Source organism: Pseudoglutamicibacter albus (assembly GCF_031458175.1).
GTDB classification, from domain to species: Bacteria; Actinomycetota; Actinomycetes; order Actinomycetales; family Micrococcaceae; genus Pseudoglutamicibacter; species Pseudoglutamicibacter albus.
This window is the reverse complement of sequence record NZ_JAVDXX010000001.1, coordinates 281,815-305,076: the sequence shown is the minus strand read 5'-3', so window position 1 is coordinate 305,076 and position 23,262 is coordinate 281,815. Positions and strand designations below refer to the sequence as shown.

General features: G+C 58.2%; 14 protein-coding genes, 3 tRNA genes, 3 rRNA genes and 4 pseudogenes. 7 read left to right on the top strand and 17 right to left on the bottom strand.

Features of this window, described 5'->3' with window-relative positions:
* Positions 1–5 precede the first annotated feature (5 nt).
* Positions 6–2,033 (bottom strand): threonine/serine exporter family protein, encoded by a 2,028-nt coding sequence (locus tag J2S67_RS01290; protein ID WP_310245548.1) that lies wholly within the window; start codon positions 2,031–2,033, stop codon positions 6–8.
* A gap of 206 nt (positions 2,034–2,239) precedes the next feature.
* Here J2S67_RS01290 and J2S67_RS09820 point away from each other — a divergent pair.
* The 3 genes and pseudogenes from J2S67_RS09820 to J2S67_RS01280 all read left to right on the top strand — a co-directional run.
* Positions 2,240–2,440: pseudogene (locus tag J2S67_RS09820) on the top strand (helix-turn-helix domain-containing protein); the annotation flags it as partial.
* A gap of 15 nt (positions 2,441–2,455) precedes the next feature.
* Positions 2,456–3,645, top strand: a pseudogene (locus tag J2S67_RS01285) (IS3 family transposase); the annotation flags it as partial.
* A 135-nt stretch (positions 3,646–3,780) separates the two neighbouring features.
* Positions 3,781–4,704 carry a siderophore-interacting protein gene (locus tag J2S67_RS01280; RefSeq protein ID WP_070491593.1) on the top strand — a complete coding sequence of 308 codons (924 nt, stop codon included), beginning with the start codon at positions 3,781–3,783 and terminating at the stop codon, positions 4,702–4,704.
* A gap of 57 nt (positions 4,705–4,761) precedes the next feature.
* Here J2S67_RS01280 and J2S67_RS01275 read toward each other — a convergent pair whose 3' ends face one another.
* The 4 genes from J2S67_RS01275 to J2S67_RS01260 all read right to left on the bottom strand — a co-directional run bounded on the left by J2S67_RS01275 (position 4,762) and on the right by J2S67_RS01260 (position 8,684).
* Positions 4,762–5,571, bottom strand: a complete 810-nt coding sequence (locus tag J2S67_RS01275; protein WP_070491591.1) for an ABC transporter ATP-binding protein — start codon at positions 5,569–5,571, stop codon at positions 4,762–4,764.
* Positions 5,568–6,611: a FecCD family ABC transporter permease gene (locus tag J2S67_RS01270; RefSeq protein WP_070491595.1), complete on the bottom strand. Its 1,044-nt coding sequence runs from the start codon at positions 6,609–6,611 to the stop codon at positions 5,568–5,570. Before J2S67_RS01270 ends, J2S67_RS01275 begins: the two co-directional genes overlap by 4 nt.
* A 5-nt stretch (positions 6,612–6,616) precedes the next feature.
* Entirely contained in the window at positions 6,617–7,594 is a 978-nt protein-coding gene (locus tag J2S67_RS01265) for a FecCD family ABC transporter permease (protein ID WP_198020645.1), read from the bottom strand.
* Positions 7,595–7,730: 136 nt separating this feature from the next.
* Complete coding sequence (locus tag J2S67_RS01260) at positions 7,731–8,684, bottom strand: iron-siderophore ABC transporter substrate-binding protein (RefSeq protein WP_310245541.1); 954 nt, start codon at positions 8,682–8,684, stop codon at positions 7,731–7,733.
* A 185-nt stretch (positions 8,685–8,869) separates the two neighbouring features.
* Here J2S67_RS01260 and J2S67_RS09815 point away from each other — a divergent pair.
* The 3 genes and pseudogenes from J2S67_RS09815 to J2S67_RS01250 all read left to right on the top strand — a co-directional run.
* Positions 8,870–9,157 (top strand): annotated as a pseudogene (locus tag J2S67_RS09815) (helix-turn-helix domain-containing protein); the annotation flags it as partial.
* 15 nt (positions 9,158–9,172) lie between these two features.
* Positions 9,173–10,361 (top strand): annotated as a pseudogene (locus J2S67_RS01255) (IS3 family transposase); the annotation flags it as partial.
* A gap of 71 nt (positions 10,362–10,432) precedes the next feature.
* Complete coding sequence (locus J2S67_RS01250; RefSeq protein ID WP_285332749.1) at positions 10,433–10,894, top strand: hypothetical protein; 462 nt, start codon at positions 10,433–10,435, stop codon at positions 10,892–10,894.
* A 150-nt stretch (positions 10,895–11,044) separates the two neighbouring features.
* Here J2S67_RS01250 and J2S67_RS01245 read toward each other — a convergent pair whose 3' ends face one another.
* The 3 genes from J2S67_RS01245 to J2S67_RS01240 form a co-directional block, all read right to left on the bottom strand.
* Positions 11,045–11,230 (bottom strand): hypothetical protein, encoded by a 186-nt coding sequence (locus tag J2S67_RS01245; RefSeq protein ID WP_035754835.1) that lies wholly within the window; start codon positions 11,228–11,230, stop codon positions 11,045–11,047.
* The gene (locus tag J2S67_RS09810) at positions 11,181–11,369 is read right to left on the bottom strand and encodes an excisionase family DNA-binding protein (protein ID WP_083289322.1); all 189 of its coding nucleotides are present in this window, start codon (positions 11,367–11,369) and stop codon (positions 11,181–11,183) included. The genes J2S67_RS01245 and J2S67_RS09810 overlap by 50 nt, the downstream gene beginning before the upstream one ends.
* A gap of 196 nt (positions 11,370–11,565) precedes the next feature.
* The gene (locus tag J2S67_RS01240; protein WP_310245534.1) at positions 11,566–12,159 is read right to left on the bottom strand and encodes a tyrosine-type recombinase/integrase; all 594 of its coding nucleotides are present in this window, start codon (positions 12,157–12,159) and stop codon (positions 11,566–11,568) included.
* A gap of 253 nt (positions 12,160–12,412) precedes the next feature.
* On the opposite strand from J2S67_RS01240, the gene J2S67_RS01235 reads away from it, so the two are divergent.
* Positions 12,413–13,381, top strand: a complete 969-nt coding sequence (locus J2S67_RS01235; protein WP_310245531.1) for an IS481 family transposase — start codon at positions 12,413–12,415, stop codon at positions 13,379–13,381.
* A 254-nt stretch (positions 13,382–13,635) separates the two neighbouring features.
* On the opposite strand, the gene J2S67_RS01230 is transcribed toward J2S67_RS01235, so the two are convergent.
* The 9 genes from J2S67_RS01230 to J2S67_RS01190 form a co-directional block, all read right to left on the bottom strand.
* Positions 13,636–13,709, bottom strand: a tRNA-Val gene (locus tag J2S67_RS01230).
* A 31-nt stretch (positions 13,710–13,740) separates the two neighbouring features.
* Positions 13,741–13,814 (bottom strand) — tRNA-Thr (locus tag J2S67_RS01225).
* Between the two features lie 85 nt (positions 13,815–13,899).
* Complete coding sequence (locus J2S67_RS01220; RefSeq protein ID WP_035754828.1) at positions 13,900–14,775, bottom strand: DsbA family protein; 876 nt, start codon at positions 14,773–14,775, stop codon at positions 13,900–13,902.
* An 89-nt stretch (positions 14,776–14,864) separates the two neighbouring features.
* On the bottom strand, positions 14,865–16,550 hold the full coding sequence (locus J2S67_RS01215; protein ID WP_310245525.1) for an FAD-binding dehydrogenase: 1,686 nt from the start codon (positions 16,548–16,550) through the stop codon (positions 14,865–14,867).
* A 205-nt stretch (positions 16,551–16,755) separates the two neighbouring features.
* Positions 16,756–16,829, bottom strand: a tRNA-Pro gene (locus tag J2S67_RS01210).
* 99 nt (positions 16,830–16,928) lie between these two features.
* Positions 16,929–17,417, bottom strand: coding sequence for an SRPBCC family protein (locus J2S67_RS01205; RefSeq protein WP_070507699.1), 489 nt, complete (start codon positions 17,415–17,417; stop codon positions 16,929–16,931).
* Between the two features lie 243 nt (positions 17,418–17,660).
* A 5S ribosomal RNA gene (rrf, locus tag J2S67_RS01200) occupies positions 17,661–17,777 on the bottom strand.
* Positions 17,778–17,973: 196 nt separating this feature from the next.
* Positions 17,974–21,084 (bottom strand): 23S ribosomal RNA (locus J2S67_RS01195).
* 520 nt (positions 21,085–21,604) lie between these two features.
* Positions 21,605–23,137 (bottom strand): 16S ribosomal RNA (locus J2S67_RS01190).
* The 16S, 23S and 5S rRNA genes sit together here, the layout of an rRNA operon.
* Positions 23,138–23,262 lie beyond the last annotated feature (125 nt).

Below are 23,262 nucleotides of genomic sequence, written 5' to 3'. Positions count from 1 at the left end.
CGGCGTTAGCGGCGGCGGAAGCGCTGCTTGGTTGCTCGGTTATGTGCGGAGGTGAAGGGGCGTGCTAGGAGGTCACCGAACGCGGCGCCCACGGCGATAGCCATGATGATCGAGAACGAGACGACCATGCCTGCGATCGACGTGGAGATACCTTCTGCTTGTTGAACCATCGCGTACATGGAGCGGAAGATCGCAAGTCCGGGAAGAATGATGATCACTGATGGGACGATCAGGATCAGCGATGGAATGTTAAGCCGTTGAGCTAGTAAGCGTGCAAGCAGGCCCATGACTGTCGCGGCGACCGCAGGGGTTGCGCGTGGCCCCACGTTGAGGGTGTTAGCGAAGATCCAGAACGTCGAGTAGCCGGCGAGCACAACGAGCGCGATGGCGATGAGGTGCCGTGGCGCGACCTGCTGGATGACGGCCCCGCTCAGGACTGCGAAGACCGCGAGTAGCGCGAGCACCCAGAACGGGAGGTTGTTGCCTGCAGGGGGCCGGGCGAGGTCGATTTCGCTGAGGTTGAAGAAGCCCGCAACATAGGCGCCGGCCATGACGCCGGTGATGATCGCCGCGTAGATGATGAGCGCTGAGAACAGTCTGGAGACCGCGGTGAGCGGAAACCCGTAGATCGCATCTTGCACTGCGGAGACGAACCGGCCGGCGGGCAGGATCAGCATGAGCCCACCGGCAACCACCATTTCGGGGTTGTTGATGATCTCGTAGTTATAGAGTACGAGCGCGATGATGGTCGCCAGCAGCGTACTGGATGCGACGTTGAAGAATTCCGGGACTCGCCATTTGATGTTGAGCCTGGTGACGGTCGTGATGAACGCCTGGGTGAAGAACACCGCGGTTGCGGCGCGCCAACCACCGCCGATGAAGACCACGAAGAGGGTCGCGAACGCGAGACTTCCGATGAACGTGACTTTCGCCGAGTACGGGTGCCTGTACCGGCGGATTGCACGCATGCGCGCTTGGGCCGCTTCCATTTCCACACGGCCCGCGGAGATGTCGGAGACCAGTTGGTGCAGTGCGGCAAGCGACTTGTAGTTGTCGGAGAAGGAACGCACCACTCGCATCACAGAGACCGGCATGCCTTCTGGTGGGGTCCAGTTGAGGTGGATCGACTGGTTCGTGATGTCCATGTCCACGTGCCGCAGCCCGCACGAGGCGGTTACTGCGATGACCGCGGTCTCAACTTCTTGCGCGCCGGAGCCCCACCGCAGCATGAGTTCGGCGATGTCGAGCGCGAACCGCATTGCGCGTCGTACGTTTTCGGCTTCCTTTTCCGCTTCAGCTTGGGGGTCGGTGCGGGCGGCAGCTTGTTCAAAGGGTGAGCCGATGAGCCTGTCAACAATGTTGAACGTGGTTGTTGCTGGCGCTTCGCCCTGGATCATGCCACGCAGCCCGCGCACGATTGGTGCCGTCGTCGCACGCTGTTCTGTATCGCTTACCTTGGTTTTCTGTTTCCGGCCGCTGCCTTTCTCTGCGGCGCTGGCTTTCCCACGACGATGTGGCGCCCGAACTCCGCGGGGGCCTTTCTTTTTATGCGGTCTGCCGGTTTCTTTTGGCGCGGTTTCGGCTATCGATGCGGTGTTCGCGGGCCGCTCAGCGTCACCTGCGTGGGCGGGATCAGCTACGGGTGCTTGGTCTTGCGTAATTTGGGCGGCTTCAAGCGAACGCAGGATGGACCCCTGGCGTTGCGCAACAGTCCAGACGGAGGTCGCCGGGGTATCGGCCTGATGAGACGGGTCGACTACTTCTACGCCGGCGACTTCTTCATCAGTCGGTTCTGCATGAGCCGGTTCGGCATGCGTCGGTTTTGCACGCGATTCTTCGCGGAGAAGGTTGTCGTTGTCGTTAGCGATGCTGCGTATCGATGGCGGAGGGACGGCAGGTAGCGGAATGTTGGGGTCGAATGTGGTCGGGTGAGGTACGTCCGGGTCGAGGCCAGCTTGGTGGGGCTGGAGGTTGGGGACAGTTTTGTTCTTGCGGCGGAAGCGTGGCTGGCGTGAGTTCTGACGGTGGGTCATTCTGTTGTCGTCTCCCCTCGCCCAGTGGTTCCTCTAGTGTTTCGCCTAGTATTGCCGCTACTCAGAAACGCGCCCATGCCCTTCTACACGTGGCTTTCTGCACATGATTTCTGCACGTTGTACTTTGCGCCTTATCCCACTTTAGGCCGTGACGCAGACGCGTGCATTTCCAGGACGTAAACAAAGGAAAAGCCCCGAGTTCGTGAGTGAACTGCTCCCCTTTAGTTGGACTGAGAAATCAGTTACCGACTAGTGGGGAGCAGTTTTCATTGAGAGCACGAAGTTCGCTGAGCGAACATCAGCGTGAGCAGTTGGTTGAGTGTTTCGAGCAAGGCATGGGTTATACAGCCGCTGCCAAGACTCTTGGTGTCTCCAAATACGCCGTCCGTACGCTGCGTCGTCGGTTTCAGCTGCATGGCAGGCTATGTCTTGTGGAGAAACCGACAAAGCAGCAGTACTCGTTCGAGATCAAGAAGGAAGTTGTCCAACGCCACCTTGCCGGCGAGACAAAGATGGATCTTGCCCGTGAATTTGGCCTGTCCTCAGACAAACTCGTCAAAGATTGGTCCCAGAAATGGCGTCAAAGCGGCGATGACGCGTTGAAACCGAAGCCGAAGGGCAGACCCAAAGGCTCGGCCGCACCGAAGCGGCTTACAGAAGAAGACAAGCTGCGCCGTCAGATCGCACGCTTGGAAGCGGAAAACGCGTATCTCAAAAAATTGCGGGACTTGAGGAACCAGGGACACGCCTGAAAGTCCAGGCGATCGTCATCCTCAAGTCACAGCATCGTCTGCAATACCTTTTGGATGCGGCAGGCATGCCGAGATCGACGTTCTTCTACCACCAGAAACGCCTCAACAAGCCGGATAAGCACGCAGCACTCAAAGCCGCGATCCGGGAGTGCTTCGAACGTAACAAGCATCGCTACGGCTATAGGCGAGTCCTACTTGACCTGCGGAACCAAGGCTGGGTGCTCAACCACAAACTCGTCTACAAACTCATGCACCAGATGGGTCTTCGAGCCAAGATCCGCCAGCGCAGGCCATATGTTTCCTACACTGGGACGATCAGCCACATCGCTGACAACACGCTTGACCGCAAGTTCACCCCAGATAGGCCGAATACCGTCTTTGTCAGCGACGTCACCGAGTTCAGGGTCCAAGGCCGAAAAGTGTATTTGTCACCGGTGATGGACTTGTTCGACCGCTCTATCGTCGCTCACACCGTGGCTACATCACCCTCGACAGCGTTGACCACCGATTCCTTGTCCAAGGCAATCGCAGCGTGTGCACCTGAACCCGGGTGGATGATGCACACCGATCAAGGCTTCCAGTACCAGCATGCCTCGTGGCGCAATCTGATCGGCGACAACGGTGGTGTTCAGTCGATGTCGCGTAAAGCCAACTGTTACGACAACGCGGTCATGGAGAACTTCTTCGGGCACTTGAAGACAGAGATGTACCACGGTGAGGTCTTCGACACGGTCGCAGAGTTCAACCAAGCGATCGACGAGTACATCGGGTGGTACAACACCGAACGCGTCCAACAACGACTCAAGGGCCTGACCCCGATGCAATACCGGAATCAGACCCTTGAACCCCTCACCGCCTAGAATTAAACCAGTCCAACTTTCGGGGGCTAGTTCAAAGAACCAGGCGGGGTTTGTGCGCTCTAGCCCCCGGCGCAGCCCTCCCCCTGACCATCAGACCCAACCCCAGCTCACGCTAAGGGTAGGCTTACCAGTATTATGTCGAAGAGCCAGAACACCATGGATCCCCTCGCGATCAGCGCCACCCGACCCACTTCATACGTTGATCACCAGCTGCTCGATACCCCAAGCGAGCGCGGTCATCGCATCATCCGCGCTGAGGTCTGCAGCATCAGTGCTCCGGCAAAGAATTTGCGTCGGATCGCCGTCCAGTCACCCGAACTAATGGGTTGCCAACTCTCTGGTCCTGATGAGTTCTTTGGCCTCCTCATGCCCCCGACCCCCGGCGCGCAGCTGCACCTTCCAGATCACGATGGTGGCATTAACATCCGCGCCAGCGTGGCGGCTATGCCGGAGGGGCGGCGCCCGATTCTGCGCTGGTACACCGTCCGAACACTTGATTCCGAACGCGGAATCCTCACTTTCGATGTGGTTACGCACGGCATAAGCAGCCCTGATGACGAGCACATCGGCCCCGGGCTTTCTTGGGCGTTGAACGCCCACGTCGGCGATGACGTCGCTCTGTGGACATGCCAGGGTCTGTGGCATCGTCAGCAGGCTTCCCAGACCTTGATTGCCGACCCCTCTGCAGCGCCTTCCCTCCGCGCCATCCTGGAGTACACGCAGACCTTCGCGCCCGAACAGCTACCCGAGATGCACGTGATTGTGCTTGCCGAAAGCCAGCACGACCTGGAACCGCTGCTACGTGAACACTGGCAGGACAAGGTAGGCAGCTTAAAAGTTATTCTCCGCCCTACGACAGAGTTCAGCGGCGCCACCCTGTCGCACCTTCGCCAACTCGACGAAGCCAAGCACCCCGCCACCCGCGCGTCATATGTCTGGGTCGCGGGCGAAGGAGATCTCTGCAAAGACGTACGGCGCCACGTCATTGACTCGTGGGGTCTTAAGAGCGACTCCGTGCAATGGTGCCCGTACTGGTTCATCGGCAGGGCTCGCCCTTAGCTCGGGTCAGATGACGCCAATCCCGAGCACCTAGCCACCGCCCTCTGCGGTGTGGCGCTAGGAGGCCTGGGTGGGGTTGTCGACGACTCCTCGTGGCACGATGATCGGCGCTGTGCCACGGGGGTCCTCCCACACCTCAGCGCGCAGGCCATAAGCCTCGTGGAGCACATCCTCCGTTAGCGCTTCCCGCGGTGCGCCCTGCGCGATCTTTTTCCCACCCTTCATCACGATCATGGTGTCGCTGAAGGCACCAGCCAGGCTGAGGTCATGCAGCACCGTCACGACTGTCTTGCCCTCCCGAGCGAGCTCGCGCACGATCCCCAGGATCTCCATCGCATGCGCTGGGTCTAGGTAAGTTGTCGGCTCATCCAGCAACACGACTGGCGTATCCTGCGCCAGCACCATCGCCATCCAGACGCGCTGCCTCTGGCCACCAGAGAGCGCCGCCACATCACGAGCGGCAAGGTGGTCAGTCGCTGTTTTCTCCAACGCCTCCCGCACCTTCTTCCGGTCCTCGGAGGGCGATTCGCTCCCACCCCACAGCGCGCGCCGGTAGGGGTGCCTCCCACGCTCCACCAGCTCCCCTACCGTCAGCCCCGGCGGGCAGATCGGATGTTGCGGCAAGAGCGCGATGAGACGAGCTGCCTCGCGGGCGCCCAAGCCGTGGACGTCCTTATCCGCGACGAGCACCCGCCCCTGGCTGGGAACGAGAAGCCTGGACAGGGCCTTGAGCAGGGTGGACTTGCCACAGCCATTGGGGCCAAGCAGCGTCGTGACCTGCCCCGGCTGCGCTTCAAAAGAGACATCCTTAACGATGCTCCGGTCCTCGCTGTAGCCGACCGTCACGTGCTCGACTCGCATACTCATTGGATCGTTCCTTTCACAGTTCCGCGACGCGCGGCCGACCACACCAACCAAATCAGCGCAGGTCCGCCGATAATCGCGGTCACCAACCCCACAGGAGCAGTAAAGGGCAACGCACCTGCCACCACCGCGCACACGGCCATGAGCGCGGATCCCGCAACAGCCGAACACAACGGATGAGGCGTAGGGGTACCGGCCACCAACTTGGCCAACTGAGGAGCCAGCAACGCGATAAAACCGATGGGCCCAACAAAGGAAACCACGACCGCAACGATGCCGGTCGCTGCGATAAGCAAGATCGAGCGCACCCGGGTGACATTCACGCCAAGGGTGGAAGCGGTGGCGTCGTCATGAGCAAAAAGTGGAAGATCGACCGTGACGACGAGGCCCAAGACCACGAAAGGCAGCATGCCCAACACCATGGGCAACAACGCTTCGGTGCGTACGAAGCCGGTGGAACCAGCGAGCCACGTTTGAGCATCGGCAGCACGGGTCAGCTCTGCTTTGAGCAAAAGATACTGCACCAAGGCCTGCGTAAGAAAAGAAAGCGCCAGGCCAATGAGCACCACGCGCTGAGAGGTGCCAAAGCCACCGAGCAGCATAAGCAACGCGACAATCACCAGGGAGCCGATGAGGGCGAGTCCCGCACGCCACCAAAACGTCGGGATACCCTCGCTCCATGCCGGTCGGGCAAGCACTGTGCCCGCAACGACAAGCACTGCTGCGCCCCCGGAAACGCCGAGGATATCGGGGCTGGCTAGCGGATTGCGGGCCATGGCTTGAGTCCATGATCCGGCGAGCCCCAGGGCCGCGCCAACCACGACGGTGGCGATGGCCACGGGAAGGCGCAGATCCCACACAACGTTGATCGCCTGGCGCGTACCGCCACCGGTGAGAACATCAAGCACCTCAGCCGGGCTGAGCTTCACAGCCCCCTGCCCAAGAATGAGGAAATAACCGAGCACCGTGGCGGCGGCGAAGCCTAATGTCGCCAGGAAGATACGCCTGGTGCGAGCGCGCTTGACTGCGTGCAATGCCGTCATCCCGCTCACACTGCCACCTCCGCGTCTTTCGAGCCCGAAATGCCTCGCCGACGACGAACCGCCGCGACCATAATGGGCGCACAGCCGATAGCCAGAACAATCGACATCTCGAGTTCATTCGGCTGCAGCACGAAACGACCAACAATGTCTGCCAACAACGTGGCAGCGCCGCCAACCACCGCGGTGGGCACCAGCAAGCGCGTAAGCCCAGGGCCGGTGACAGGCCGCAGCAAATGCGGTACGGCAAAGCCCACAAAAGTAACAAGCCCCACGGTGGCGGTCGCCGAACCGGCAAGAATAACCACCGCAGCGGCGGCGAGCAGACGTGCTCGGGCGGGCGAGCCACCCAGGGAACGAGCCGCATCCTCACCCATGGCCAGAAGGTCCAGTGGCCGTGCCGCTAACGCCGCGCACAGTGCCCCGAGGGCTAGGCCGACAGCAGCCATCAGCACGTCATCCATACCGCGCCCTGCGGTGGAGCCGACGGTCCAGCGGCGCAGTCCCTCCAGGGTGTCGGAGGAATAGAGGCTCAGCATATTCGTGGCTGCTTGCAGGGTGAAGGTGACGCCGACGCCTACCAGCACCAGCGTCAATGGGTCGCGGGAGACCCGGGAGATAAGCAGGACGACCAGCGCGGCAATGGCCGCACCGATAAGCCCTGCCACTGCCCGGTGCCCGACCGTCGTCGCCCACCCCACGGTGAGTGAGACGGCGACCGCGAATCCCGCGCCGGCGTTGACACCGATGATGCCGGGGTCCGCCAAGGGGTTGCGTGTCCAGCTCTGCGCGATCGCTCCCGCCATGGCGAGGGCTGCGCCCGCGAACACAGCCAAGAGAGTGCGGGGCACGCGCAGGTCCCAAACAATCCCTGCCTGCTCTGCGCCAGCGGTGGAATGTGGCGCGTGGTGCGGTCCGTGCAGGAGGATGCTGGTCACCTCCCCCATCGACAGGCTGCGGGCCCCTAGGTACAAGGAGGCGATCATCAAAAGCACCAGAAAAGCCAGTGCGCCAAGCGTAACCGCGACAACGGACAGGGGACGCCTAGCCCCCGCACCGCCACGTAGGCGTTGTGCGGGAGAGGCGAGCGGTGAGAGCGCTTTGATCACAGAACTTCTGCAGCTAGACCGCGTCGGAGAACTTCTCGACGGCCCACGGGATGGTCAGGGGGTTGGGCATGCTCATCGCGTTACCGACGTTGTCCTCCATCCAGTACACCTTGCCCTCGCGAACCACCTCGAGCTTGCTGAAGGTTGGATCCTTCTTCAGAGTTTCTGCTGCCCCCTGGTAATCGAGCACAAAGAGGTAATCCACGTTGTTGAGCTCGTTGTAGTTCTCGGGAGCGATGTCGCGGTAGAACTCACCGCCATTGCCCTCAAGCTCCTTCGGAATGTCGAAGCCCAAGTTCTCGATGAACTGCCCTCGACCATCGCCGGAGGTGTACAGGCCAATCTTGCCCTCGTAGGGCATGACGATAGCTGCGCGCTTGCCCTTGAGCTCGGGGTGCTGCTTTCGGAAGTCCTCGAAAGCCTTCTGCGTCTCCTCGACGAGCTTGTCCCCTTCCTCCTTCTTATCCACAGCCCTCGCGATCTGGGCTACCTGGTCTCGCCACGGGATCTGCCAGTCCGTTGTCCCCTCTGGCTTGACGGTGGTTGGGGCAATGTCGTTGAGAGCCTTCTTCGCCTGCTCATCCACGGCGCTGTTCACAGCGATGATCTTGTCGGGATCGGCAGCCGAAATCTTTTCCAGAACTTCAGCAGTGAAGCCGTTACCGGTGCCGTAGACAGTTTCTGGCTTCTCGTCCCCAAGCTTGTCGGTTGCCCATGGGCCAACGCCCGAGGCATCCACATCGCCCTCCGCACCCCACGGCGCTACCAGGACAGGCTGGATTCCGAGAGCGAGCAGTGTATCGGCGTCCCCGAGCCCAACTGCCGCGATCCGCTCATTGCCTGCCCCTTCCCCTCCTGAGGCCTGCACCTCCCCTCGCGCGCAACCGGTGAGAACGAGGGCGGATACAGCCAGAGCTGCTGTGGTCTTGATAGCCGCGCGGCGGCTCAGAGTCTTCTTCAGGAACATGTCGGGCCTTAAAGTGTGAGAGTTTTGGGTGCTTCGACTGCAGCGGGACATCGCGGTGCAAGCGACCCAAAATATCCGGAAAGAATACTCCGGCAGGTCACGGGCACAGCATGACGCGCAACAATTTCAAAATAATACCAAGGGTAGCCTAACCTTACAAACCCTCGGCTTACTCGCTGGTAGCGATGCCCAAAACTAGGACCCACCCCAAGTACCACCAACAAACCCCACCGTGTTCCACACACAGCACAACCCCCGCGCGGTTCCTCAGAGTGAACTGCTCCCCTTTAGTTGGACTGAGAAATCAGTTACCGACTAGTGGGGAGCAGTTTTCATTGAGAGCACGAAGTTCGCTGAGCGAACATCAGCGTGAGCAGTTGGTTGAGTGTTTCGAGCAAGGCATGGGTTATACAGCCGCTGCCAAGACTCTTGGTGTCTCCAAATACGCCGTCCGTACGCTGCGTCGTCGGTTTCAGCTGCATGGCAGGCTATGTCTTGTGGAGAAACCGACAAAGCAGCAGTACTCGTTCGAGATCAAGAAGGAAGTTGTCCAACGCCACCTTGCCGGCGAGACAAAGATGGATCTTGCCCGTGAATTTGGCCTGTCCTCAGACAAACTCGTCAAAGATTGGTCCCAGAAATGGCGTCAAAGCGGCGATGACGCGTTGAAACCGAAGCCGAAGGGCAGACCCAAAGGCTCGGCCGCACCGAAGCGGCTTACAGAAGAAGACAAGCTGCGCCGTCAGATCGCACGCTTGGAAGCGGAAAACGCGTATCTAAAAAATTGCGGGACTTGAGGAACCAGGGACACGCCTGAAAGTCCAGGCGATCGTCATCCTCAAGTCACAGCATCGTCTGCAATACCTTTTGGATGCGGCAGGCATGCCGAGATCGACGTTTTTCTACCACCAGAAACGCCTCAACGAACCGGATAAGTACGCGGCACTCAAAGACGCGATCCGGGAGTGCTTCGAACGTAACAAGCATCGCTACGGCTACCGGAGGGTGCTACTTGACCTGCGCAACCAGGGCTGGGTGCTCAACCACAAACTCGTCTACAAACTCATGCACCAGATGGGTCTTCGAGCCAAGATCCGCCAGCGCAGGCCGTATGTTTCCTACGCTGGGACGATCAGCCACATCGCTGACAACACGCTTGACCGCAAGTTCACCCCGGATAAGCCAAATACCGTCTTTGTCAGCGACGTCACCGAGTTCAGGGTCCAAGGCCGAAAAGTGTATTTGTCACCGGTGATGGACTTGTTCGACCGCTCTATCGTCGCTCACACCGTGGCTACATCACCCTCGACAGCGTTGACCACCGATTCCTTGTCCAAGGCAATCGCAGCGTGTGCACCTGAACCCGGGTGGATGATGCACACCGATCAAGGCTTCCAGTACCAGCATGCCTCGTGGCGCAATCTGATCGGCGACAACGGTGGTGTTCAGTCGATGTCGCGTAAAGCCAACTGTTACGACAACGCGGTCATGGAGAACTTCTTCGGGCACTTGAAGACAGAGATGTACCACGGTGAGGTCTTCGACACGGTCGCAGAGTTCAACCAAGCGATCGACGAGTACATCGGGTGGTACAACACCGAACGCGTCCAACAACGACTCAAGGGCCTGACCCCGATGCAATACCGGAATCAGACCCTTGAACCCCTCGCCGCCTAGAATTAAACCAGTCCAACTTTCGGGGGCTAGTTCAACAAGCTGGTTACCCTCAAAAATCATTGAATGCGAGCATGAAAACTACTAAACGACTGTCTTTGAAAATTATCCCTGTGACTGCTCTGGCCGTGCTGATGGCTGGTTGCGCTACGCAAGGTTCATACGAGGAAACGCTGATTTCTGAGGCGAAGCCTGGTAAAACTGTGATGCTTCCGCAGCAGGATTCGCCCATGGAATCTTGGGAACGTGTTGCAGTGGTGTGCCCGTATTCCTCGGCTTCTGCAGATCTGCCTGCCCCTATGAAAAACGTGGTGGATCAGTTGGATGCTGACTCCGGGGACCAGCGACAGTGGTTGGTCTTTGGACAAGGAAATGATGCCCAGCCGGTTGAGTTGAGCCGTTCGAAGGTTGATTTCTGCTCTGGAAAGACAGACTATGTGAAGGCGTTCCCGGCCGATCAGCAATGGTCGGTACAGGAAGACCCTGAAGGAACCATGGAGTTGTCTCCTACTAATTCGCAGGGATCTTCCTCATAGGGGTCTTCTCGTTGGTTTGAAAAAGGCTGCCAGTGAGCAATAGCTCTTTGGCGGCCTTTTCGTGGCTTAAGGGGAGTATCCGAGGTTACGTATGACTTGGTTTTGTGTGTATGTGATTACTTCTACGCGTTGCCGGGGAGAAGGCGGCGCCTATGAGAGGAACTTTTCCACGTTCTCGTAGTAGTCCTGTGAGAGCTTCACATCTTGGCCATAGGACTTTTGGGAGAAGTGCACGAGTTCGAGCAGTCCTGCAGGAATGCCCGGGCCGGTAACGATGGCACGGCCTCTAGGCAGTGCGCCGAGGTCGGAGACTTCCAGGATAGATTCTCGCTGCATCGAGCTGGATACGATACGCCCTCAGCTCTCCGCGGGCGATGAGCCGCCTAATCGTGCGAAGGCTGACGTTGAGCCTCTCAGCCGCCTGTTCGGCGCTCAGCTGTTCGGTGAGTTTGTTTTGCTGTTTGGTGGTGATCACTTTGCCCCCCCTGCAGTATGCCGGCGAGCGCGTCGGCCTGTTCAGGGGTCACTGTCGCACCGTTAGCGGCCTCGCGTGTGATGAGGGCATGGAATCTTAGCGGCGGTGAGTGTCTGCCGTGCTAGGGCACGTTCTGGGGTTCTTTCGCCGTGGATCCTGCAGGTAGATGCGTAGATAGAACGCGCGTGTTCAGGTGTTAAAAACAACATGAGAGCGGTGACTGCTCTTGTGCCCCGCCCCCGCGGTGCTGAACCTGCCGTTTGATGGAGATGAAGTACTGTGTGCCGTTTCGTCCCTGTGTGGTGTAGAAGTCGCTGCGACGTAGCTCGAGCACTTCGCCCATGCGTAGCCCCGCCCATGCGGCGATGTAGACGGCGAAGCGGACGTGAGGCTTCATCTCTGCGGCGATTCCTGCGACCTGCTCAGGTGTGGCGATGCGTACCCGGTTAGGATCCTTCACCGGGGAGCGGCGTTTCATCTCCAGCCCCTCGAACGGCGAGCGCTCGATCACTCGATCGAAGTCATACGGTAGACCGCGGGCCTTGCCAATCGCGTAGTTGAACATCGTGCGCACCATGCTAAAAACATCGTGGCTGACTCCGTCCCCTTTGTCTTCGTGCAGTCTGTCGTACCAGTCCATGATGACCTTGGGGGTGACTTCTATGACTGGCATTGATCCGAGCACGGGACGGGCGTGGACTCGGTACTTCGATTCTCTGGAGTAGATCGTGCTGACGGTCAGTCCTCGAGAGTGTTCGTATTCCTCGAAGTCTCGGTAGAGGTCATCCACCGTGTACCTGTTGCGGGCGGCCTCTCGTTCGGTGGCTTCTGCTGCAGCTCGCTCAGCCGCTTTTCTTCTCGTGGTGTGGTGAACGTTCCCTGCGCTATGTCTGCCCGTGCGATAGCCAGCGCCGCCTTCGCGTGTGTCAGTGTCGTGTAGACGCCTAGGTGTAGTTCCTCGGGAGGTTGTGAACGTTCGCGGTAGGTGAAGACCTCCGGGCAGTATGGGGTTACCACAACTCCTGCCTGACCCGGAGGTCTTCATGTCTCACCCTAATGCACCCTTGACTGCTGAGGGTCGCCGGCGTCTTGCCGTGCTTATCGTCGAGGAAGGCTGGACGATTCGTCGAGCCGCCGAACGTTTCCAAGTCTCACCGGCTACCGCATCGAAATGGGCCAAACGCTACCTCGTCGGCGCCCCACTGACGGATCGGTCCTGCAGGCCACGTCGCTGTCCTAACCGGTTGTCTGTTCGCCGAGAACGCCGGATTATTGCGCTGCGGTTCACCCGCCAGTGGGGCCCACACCGGATCAGTTACCACTTGGGTATCCCACGGTCCACGGTTGGTAGAGTCTTGGCCCGGTACCAGATGCCGTTACTGGCCCATATCGATCGAGGAACAGGACTGCCCATCAGGACACCGCACATCGCGCGGTATGAGAAACAAGCCCCAGGTGAGCTGGTGCATGTTGATATCAAGAAACTTGGGCGGATCCCCGATGGTGGTGGCCACCGTATGCTTGGACCCGAGGCGCGCAAGAACGGTGGGTATGGAAAACACGGCAGGGGCTATGCCTTCTTACATCACGCCATCGATGACTATTCGAGACTCGCGTATTCAGAGATCCTTACCGATGAGAAGAAACAGACCGCGGCCGGGTTCTGGCAACGCGCTCAGGAGTTTTTCGCTCAAGCTGGGATCACCGTACAGGCAGTGATGACCGATAACGGCGCCTGCTACCGCTCACGCCTGTTCAACAACACGCTCGGGACAAAGATTAAACACCAGTTCACCAAGCCCTACCGGCCTCAGACCAACGGCAAAGTCGAACGCTTCAACCGTACTCTGACCCAAGAATGGGCCTACGCTAAGACCTATTACAGTGACGAAGCCCGAGCAGCGACCTACGAAGCCTGGCTACATCACTATAATCACCACCGACCCCACACCGGAATCGGAGGCCAAACCCCCGCCCAACGCGTTCACAACCTCACGGGGAACTACACCTAGGCTGACCGATTCGCCCTATGCACTATTCGGACGCGGTACTTCCCGCGGTGCTCTGCAATGCCTCGCGGCAGCTTCTTCTTCGTGGTCATCACGCCCCGCTCGGTCCAGGTGTGGCAGTTTTGTGGCAGTCTGTGGCAGTTTTCCTGTCACTTAGTGTCACTATGTGAGTATATGCCGGCGACGTGAAAACCCGGATTTTCCGCGTGATTACAAGGAAAAGCCCCGAGTTCGTGAGTGAACTCGGGGCTTTTAAGTGGATCCTACTGGACTCGAACCAGCGACCTCTCGCGTGTGAAGCGAACGCTCTAACCAGCTGAGCTAAGGATCCTAGACGATATTCCTTTACGGTAATATCCTCGAGCCCCCTGCCGGATTCGAACCGGCGACCTACTGTTTACAAGACAGTTGCTCTGGCCAGCTGAGCTAAGGAGGCTTACCGTGCCCGTGTGTTCAGGCACGATAACCAATCTTACGACATTCCCCGGCTAAACACACACTCGCTTGTCACGTGTAGGTGTCTACTTGGCGTCATCGATTTTGGTCTGGAGCCAGTTCTCGAAGCTCGGTTCTTGTTCGCCGTCCCACCGTTCGCCGTTCACAAAGACGCTTGGGGTTCCACGCACACCATCTTCACGTGCCTGGTGGTCGGCGTTTGCGATCCATGGGCGGAAGCGGCCTTCGGTGACGCAGCTGTCAATCTTGCCTTCAACGCCGTGCTTCTTGGCAAGATCGATGAGTTCCTGGTTCTTCAGCTCGCCCTGGTTCATGTGTGTCTCGAACACGTCGTTGAGAACAGCGTTGTATGCGTCCGGCTTAGCGTCAGCCACACACGCGAGCATGTTGACGGCACGCGAGGAGAAGTTGCTTGGTGAGCCGCGGTCCAGGTACGGGACCATGCGTTGTTCCAACGTGATCTCGCCTGCTTCAAGCTTCTGGTTCAACAGCGGGCCAAAAGCCCTCTCGAATTCGAAGCAGTGCGGGCACGCAGGGTCAGCGTAAACGATCACCTGGACCGGTTTAGCGTTCGCGTCAGCGCCACTAATGTTCACGTCCTCTGCAGGAGCAGGCGGATCCCCTTCCGGGCGTTTGACTGTGCCGCTGAGGTTGAATTCTTTCGCTTCGTTCGGGCTCGTGAAAACCACACCGCCGTATTCGTTACCGGTCTTAGGGTACGAGCTTTCTGAATGCTGCTCTTCGTCCTGGTTCTTGAGGGCGATGATGATCACCACGGCTACCGCGACAACGATCAGCACGGTAGCGGCAATAGCGGCCTTGATGAGGTTAGCGCGGCGGCGCTGCGCCTTCTGCGTTGCGATGCGCTGCTGCTCCGCTTGTTCACGGGCGGCCTGAACACGGTCCTGATTATTCGAGGAACGCGGTGGATTCTTTGCCATGCTCAGTAACGTCCTTATTGAATCGGTTTTGTGTATTGCCTACACGGCACTCAATTCAAACATTATACGTGCCCGGGCTTAGCCCAAGCTCAATGTAGCGTTTCAACGAGTGAGCGGCCCGCTAGTAGGCCCGAGAACACCGCACCACCCAGGAACGTGCCTTCGAGCGCTCGATAACCGTGCACGCCTCCACCGCCGAAGCCAGCGGCTTCGCCAGCCGCCCAAAGCCCCGGCAAGACCTCGCCGTCGCTTCCGATAACCCGTGATGCCAGGTCTGTCTGCAGGCCGCCTAGCGATTTGCGTGTGAGGATGTGAAGCCGCACCGCAACAAGCGGCCCCGCCGCTGGGTCGAGGAGCTTGTGCGGCTTGGTGGTGCGGATCATCCGGTCGCCGCGGAAAGCCCGGGAGTTGTGGATCCCCTGGATTTGGGCGTCTTTCGAGAACGGGTTGTCGATCTGCAGGTCGCGTGCCTGAATCTGCGCCCGCAGCTCATCGCCGTCGATGAGCTCTTCCCCGACCAACTGATTCATTTGCGGCACGAGCTTCTCTAGGGTTTCGGCGGTCAAGAAGTCCTGGCCTTGGCGTTGGAAGCGCCGCACCGGTCCGGAGATTCCGGAAGACAAGCGTGAGGCGAGCACTCTGGCCATCTTCCCCGATGTGATGTCCGGGTTTTGTTCGGAGCCGGAGAGCGCGAATTCTTTCGCGAGGATCCGTTCGTTGACGATGAACCACGAATGCTCATAGTCCTTAATATCTTCCGTTGTGCGCAGATACTTGAGGGTCTCGAGGGTGTCATATCCGGGCAGGTTAGGGTGCGGGAGCCTTCTGCCGCGCGCATCGAACCACAGCGGCGTTGGGCCCGGCAGGATCCGGATACCGTGGTGCGGCCACACCGGATCATAGTTGATGATCCCCTCCGTGTAGTGCCACATGCGGTCTTTATTGACCCATCGTGCACCCGCGGCTTCTGCTGCGATCAGGCCTGATCCGTCGACGTAGTCCGGAACCCCGCAGATCATGTTCCGTGGCGCAGACCCGAGGCGTTCGGGCCAGTTGGCACGTACCAGTTCGGTGTTGGCTCCGATACCGCCGGTCGCCATCACGACGGCAGGCGCGGTGATTGTGAACCCTCCAGTGCGCGTACGAGTCGAGCTGCGTCCGCGGTCTCGCGCCGAGTTCTCGAGGACGTCGCCTTCTACACCGACGACGCGCCCGCTTTCAGTCACAAGCCCGGTAACGCGGTGGCGGAAGTGGAACCGGAGTTTGCCGTCTTTCTCTGCTTGCAGTGCGAAGTTGATGAATGGCTTCACGATGCCGGTGCCTGTCCCCCAAGGGACATGGAAGCGCGGCACGGAGTTTCCGTGCCCGTCCGCTGATGTTCCTCCGCGTTCAGCCCAACCGACAACCGGCGTGAACTTGATGCCGTGTTCAGCCAGGTATGAGGCTTTCTCCCCTGCAGCGAATTCGACGTATTCATAGGCCCACCGTTTCGCCCACCGGTCTTGGGCAAGCCCATCCGAGTCATCGAGTCGGTCGAAGCCGGCGGTTCCGCTCCAGTCTGAGTGCGCAAGCTCGGCCGAGTCCTTGACGCCTAGGCGGCGCTGTTGTGGTGTATCGATCAGGAACATTCCGCCGAACGACCAGAACGCCTGGCCCCCGAGGTTCTGTCGGTTCTCTTGATCCAGGACAGCTACTGAGAGTCCGCCCCGAATCGCTTCTCTCGCAGCGACGAGTCCCGCCAGCCCTGCACCTACAACAATGAGGTCTGCGTCCATGAATACTGCTCTCGTTGAATCATTCGTTGTTACGGGCATGCTTTCGAGTAACAGTATCTGAGATTAAGCGGCCCGACTAGGCATAACCGCTCAATAGAGGGTTAACGGCCAGCAGAACGTTAAGGGGGTAAGCGTCACTAGAGCTAGGCAGAGCCGGTTAAACAGTTGAGGCCTGGAGCTTTTGCTCCAGGCCAGAACCTCTGCGTCGGGGTGACAGGATTTGAACCTGCGACCTCGTCGTCCCGAACGACGCGCGCTACCAAACTGCGCCACACCCCGGTGACGAGACCTTCACACCTTACATCAAGGCATCTCAGGAACATAATCGAGATTTCACGTGTAACGTCACACGCCCTGAGTTGTCAGCATGCAGTCATTCTAAGTTCGTTGAGCTCGCTCCCGGTTGCCCATGAAGGTTGAATAGCTTTGGAGTACGTCCCGCCAGATGCTGCTCGTGATCCGGTGGTTTGCCCGGGGTGCTTCTGCACGGATATCGACGCGTGTTGATTGGACTCCGTGTGGCGTAAATGTGAAGGTTGCGATGTGGTGTGGGAACGCTTCGTTTTCGAGCAGGATGCTGATCTTTAGCGGTGGTTCGCTTCCGTGGTTGTGTCCCCATAGGTGGACGTTGCCTTGTTCGTCGATTTCAAAGAGGCTGTTTTCGTCCCAGATAAGTTGGGCTTCCGGGTCTGTGCTCAAGCGTTGGTTGCGGGGCCACCAGAGGTCTGTGTAGTCGACGAGGCCTTCGCACGCGTTCAGGATGTCTACGGGAACGATCGCTTCGACGCGTACCAGCGTGCTTGGCTGTTGCGCGTCGGTTTCAGGTTTGTCTTGTGGTGCGTGGCTGAACAGCGGCATGTCAGTCATGGATTCAGTCTATAGAGCCGGCTTCCGTAGGGATGCTACCGGGGTCTGATGACGTGAGGCTTGAGATAGCACTGTCGTAGTGCGGCCTAACACGGCGCTGTTCACTTGTGGCACTCAGCAGCTACCCGTGCTTCTTCTGTTATCCCTGGTTTTGTGGTTTAGATGGGTGTTGGTCCCGATGCTGCGACCTAACCCCCTGTGTGGGGGTTGGGAGCTTCGGGACCAACATCCTCTCTATAGTGTGTTCGGCGGTGTCCTACTCTCCCACAACCTCCCGGTTGCAGTACCATCGGCGCTGTGGGGCTTAGCTTCCGGGTTCGGGATGGGACCGGGCGTTTCCCCCACGCTATAACCGCCGTAACTCTCTCACCCATCAACCCGTACCGGGTTGCGGGAAATCTGTACGTGTACGTGTGTGTTGCTGTATTCAATTCTTGGTGTGTCACCCCTTCACGCGGCCGGGTTGCTACGTGTGTGTTGTGGGGGTGGGTTTGTGGTGTGGTGACCGCTTAGTGGACGCGAACCCCTCGCTATTGAAGAGGATGAGGTTGGTGTTGTGTGTAAGTGATCGGCCTATTAGTACAGGTCAGCTGAACACGTCTATGGTCCGTGCGTACACTTCCTGCCTATCAACCCAGTGGTCTAGCTGGGGGCCTCTCCCAAAGCAATGTTTGGTTGGAAATGTTATCTTGAAGCAGGCTTCCCGCTTAGATGCTTTCAGCGGTTATCCTTCCCGAACGTAGCTAATCAGCGGTGCACCTGGCGGTACAACTGACATACCAGAGGTTCGTCCGTCCCGGTCCTCTCGTACTAGGGACAGCCCTTCTCACATTTCCTACGCGCGCAGAGGATAGGGACCGAACTGTCTCACGACGTTCTAAACCCAGCTCGCGTGCCGCTTTAATGGGCGAACAGCCCAACCCTTGGGACCGACTCCAGCCCCAGGATGCGACGAGCCGACATCGAGGTGCCAAACCATGCCGTCGATATGGACTCTTGGGCAAGATCAGCCTGTTATCCCCGAGGTACCTTTTATCCGTTGAGCGACAGCGCTTCCACAAGCCACTGCCGGATCACTAGTCCCGACTTTCGTCCCTGCTTGACCTGTCAGTCTCGCAGTCAAGCTCCCTTGTGCACTTACACTCGACACCTGATTGCCAACCAGGCTGAGGGAACCTTTGGGCGCCTCCGTTACCATTTAGGAGGCAACCGCCCCAGTTAAACTACCCATCAGGCACTGTCCCTGACCCGGATCACGGGCCGAGGTTAGACATCCGATACGATCAGAGTGGTATTTCAACAATGACTCCACAACCACTGGCGTGGCTGCTTCACAGTCTCCCACCTATCCTACACAAACCGCACCGAACACCAATACCAAACTATAGTAAAGGTCACGGGGTCTTTCCGTCCTTCTGCGCGTAACGAGCATCTTTACTCGTACTGCAATTTCGCCGAGTTCATGGTTGAGACAGCAGGGAAGTCGTTGCTCCATTCGTGCAGGTCGGAACTTACCCGACAAGGAATTTCGCTACCTTAGGATGGTTATAGTTACCACCGCCGTTTACTGGGGCTTAAATTCTCCGCTTCGAACACGAATGTTCTAACAGGTCCTCTTAACCTTCCAGCACCGGGCAGGAGTCAGTCCGTATACATCGTCTTGCGACTTCGCACGGACCTGTGTTTTTAGTAAACAGTCGCTTCCCTCTGGTCTCTGCGGCCCACACCCGCTCACCCCAGCATGTGGGGGTCACGAGGCAGGCCCCCCTTCTTCCGAAGTTACGGGGGCATTTTGCCGAGTTCCTTAACCATGATTCTCTCGATCGCCTCGGTATTCTCTACCAGATCACCTGTGTCGGTTTCGGGTACGGGCAGCTAGAACCTCACGTCGATGCTTTTCTCGGCAGTACAGGATCACCGGATCACCCACCCATAGTGGGCGCCCATCAAGTCTCAGCCATTATGGTGTACGGATTTGCCTATACACCGGCCTACACTCTTAGACCAGGTCGATTCCATTGCCTGGCCCGGCTACCTCTCTGCGTCACACCTGTTACTACGTTTACCTCCACGAATCGGGTCCCACGCCGCACACACCATCTAGCCACAAAGTGGCTGGTCTGGTGTGGTTGGGGTGGTTAGCATCATCGCTTCGATATGGACGGTTCTTCGCCGGTACGGGAATATCAACCCGTTGTCCATCGACTACGCCTGTCGGCCTCGCCTTAGGTCCCGACTCACCCAGGGAAGAAAAACTTGACCCTGGAACCCTTGATCATTCGGCGGACGGGTTTCTCACCCGCCATTCGCTACTCATGCCTGCATTCTCACTCGAACACGCTCCACCTGATGGTTTCCACCCAGGCTTCACCACATGCCCGACGCTCCCCTACCCACCCCACACAAAAGTATGGAGTGACACAGCTTCGGCGGTGTACTTGAGCCCCGCTACATTGTCGGCGCGGAATCACTTGACCAGTGAGCTATTACGCACTCTTTCAAGGGTGGCTGCTTCTAAGCCAACCTCCTGGTTGTCTCAGCAACTCCACATCCTTTCCCACTTAGCACACGCTTAGGGGCCTTAGCTGATGTTCTGGGCTGTTTCCCTCTCGACTCATGAAGCTTATCCCTCACAGTCTCACTGCTACGCTCTCACTTCACCGCATTCGGAGTTTGGTTGACGTCAGTAACCTTGTAGGGCCCATCAGCCATCCAGTAGCTCTACCACGGTAAAGAAACACGTAACGCTGCACCTAAATGCATTTCGGGGAGAACCAGCTATCACGGAGTTTGATTGGCCTTTCACCCCTACCCACAGCTCATCCCCCCAGTTTTCAACCTAGGTGGGTTCGGTCCTCCACGTGCTCTTACACACGCTTCAACCTGGCCATGGGTAGATCACCCCGCTTCGGGTCTAGACCGTGCCACTGAAACGCCCTCTTCAGACTCGCTTTCGCTACGACTACCCCACACGGGTTAACCTCGCGACACAGCACTAACTCGCAGGCTCATTCTTCAAAAGGCACGCCATCACCCCTAAAGGGCTTTGACGGTTTGTAAGCGCATGGTTTCAGGCACTATTTCACTCCCCTCCCGGGGTACTTTTCACCATTCCCTCACGGTACTGATCCGCTATCGGTCATCAGGTAGTATTCAGGCTTACCAGGTGGTCCTGGCAGATTCACACGAGATTCCACGAGCCCCGTGCTACTCGGGTCATACGATCTAGCGGCGGAACATAATACGACTACGGGACTCACACCCTCTACGGTGCAGCACTCACACTGCTTCGTCTCCACGCCCGCACCTCACCAGCCAGCCACGGCAGTAACTGGACACATACACCCACAACCCCCGCACCGCAACCCCTGCCGGGTATCACACGATACAGGTTTAGCCCCATCCGCGTTCGCTCGCCACTACTAACGGAATCACTATTGTTTTCTCTTCCTAAGGGTACTGAGATGTTTCACTTCCCCTCGTTCCCCCCATAACACCTATATATTCAGTGTCAGGTCACACACCTCACAGCATGCGGGGTTCCCCCATTCGGACATCCTGGGATCACCGTCCGGTTATCAACTCCCCCAGGCTTATCGCAGATTCCCACGTCCTTCATCGGCTCCTGATGCCAAGGCATCCACCATACGCTCTCAACAACTTACACACACATATGCAAACCATTGATTCATGAGCAACAAACACAACCCACACAACCAACAAACCAACCAACCAAAAAAGGAAAAGACTGGACTGATTGTGTTGGGTTGAGAAAATCACATACATGAAAACAACACCCCACAAGGGGTGTCATCCTCACAAGATGCTCGCGTCCACTATGCAGTAACCAAACAACAACCCCACACCCACCAACCACACCAGACACACCAGTCAAAGAACCAGCGCACACAGTAGCGTGTTGTATTAGGTCGGGGACACACTAGAGAAACAACCACACCAAACACACGAACACAAAACATGCCCGCTACGTACCTGGTGGTTTGTTGCTCCAGGACCCAACAATGCACCAAGACCCACACACCCCCAAGAGAGTGCGTGGTTTCGTTGATATTCCACCCATGAGCATGGCACCTGTCAACACCCGTGACAGCAGCACCATCTATTCTCTGACACCACCAACCACCATGCATATATCCATACAGGTTGTGGTGTTGAGTGCTCCTTAGAAAGGAGGTGATCCAGCCGCACCTTCCGGTACGGCTACCTTGTTACGACTTAGTCCCAATCGCCAGTCCCACCTTCGACGGCTCCCCCCACAAGGGTTAGGCCACCGGCTTCGGGTGTTACCAACTTTCGTGACTTGACGGGCGGTGTGTACAAGGCCCGGGAACGTATTCACCGCAGCGTTGCTGATCTGCGATTACTAGCGACTCCGACTTCATGGGGTCGAGTTGCAGACCCCAATCCGAACTGAGACCGGCTTTTTGGGATTAGCTCCACCTCACAGTATCGCAACCCATTGTACCGGCCATTGTAGCATGCGTGAAGCCCAAGACATAAGGGGCATGATGATTTGACGTCATCCCCACCTTCCTCCGAGTTGACCCCGGCAGTCTCCCATGAGTCCCCACCATCACGTGCTGGCAACATAGAACGAGGGTTGCGCTCGTTGCGGGACTTAACCCAACATCTCACGACACGAGCTGACGACAACCATGCACCACCTGTGAACCAGCCCCGAAAGGAAAACACATCTCTGCGCCGATCCGGTCCATGTCAAGCCTTGGTAAGGTTCTTCGCGTTGCATCGAATTAATCCGCATGCTCCGCCGCTTGTGCGGGCCCCCGTCAATTCCTTTGAGTTTTAGCCTTGCGGCCGTACTCCCCAGGCGGGGCACTTAATGCGTTAGCTACGGCGCGGAAAACGTGGAATGTCCCCCACACCTAGTGCCCAACGTTTACGGCATGGACTACCAGGGTATCTAATCCTGTTTGCTCCCCATGCTTTCGCTCCTCAGCGTCAGTAACAGCCCAGAGACCTGCCTTCGCCATCGGTGTTCCTCCTGATATCTGCGCATTCCACCGCTACACCAGGAATTCCAGTCTCCCCTACTGCACTCTAGCCTGCCCGTACCCACTGCACACCCGGAGTTAAGCCCCGGGCTTTCACAGCAGACGCGACAAACCGCCTACGAGCTCTTTACGCCCAATAATTCCGGATAACGCTTGCGCCCTACGTATTACCGCGGCTGCTGGCACGTAGTTAGCCGGCGCTTCTTCTGCAGGTACCGTCACCCCAAAAAGAGGCTGCTTCCCTACTGAAAGAGGTTTACAACCCGAAGGCCGTCATCCCTCACGCGGCGTCGCTGCATCAGGCTTGCGCCCATTGTGCAATATTCCCCACTGCTGCCTCCCGTAGGAGTCTGGGCCGTGTCTCAGTCCCAGTGTGGCCGGTCACCCTCTCAGGCCGGCTACCCGTCGTCGTCTTGGTAGGCCATTACCCCACCAACAAACTGATAGGCCGCGAGTCCATCCCCAACCGATAAATCTTTCCACCCCCCACCATGCGGTAGGAAGTCATATCCAGTATTAGACCCAGTTTCCCGGGCTTATCCCGAAGTCAAGGGCAGGTTACTCACGTGTTACTCACCCGTTCGCCACTCATCCACCCAGTGCAAGCACCAGGCTTCAGCGTTCGACTTGCATGTGTTAAGCACGCCGCCAGCGTTCATCCTGAGCCAGGATCAAACTCTCCGCAAAAAACATAAAAACAGATGCTACAAAGCGGACAACCACACCCCACAAAAAAGGGCGCGGTCACATCTAATCCAAGCAGAAACCCACACACCCTGACAGGGATCAAGAGCATGCAGGCAACCACCAAA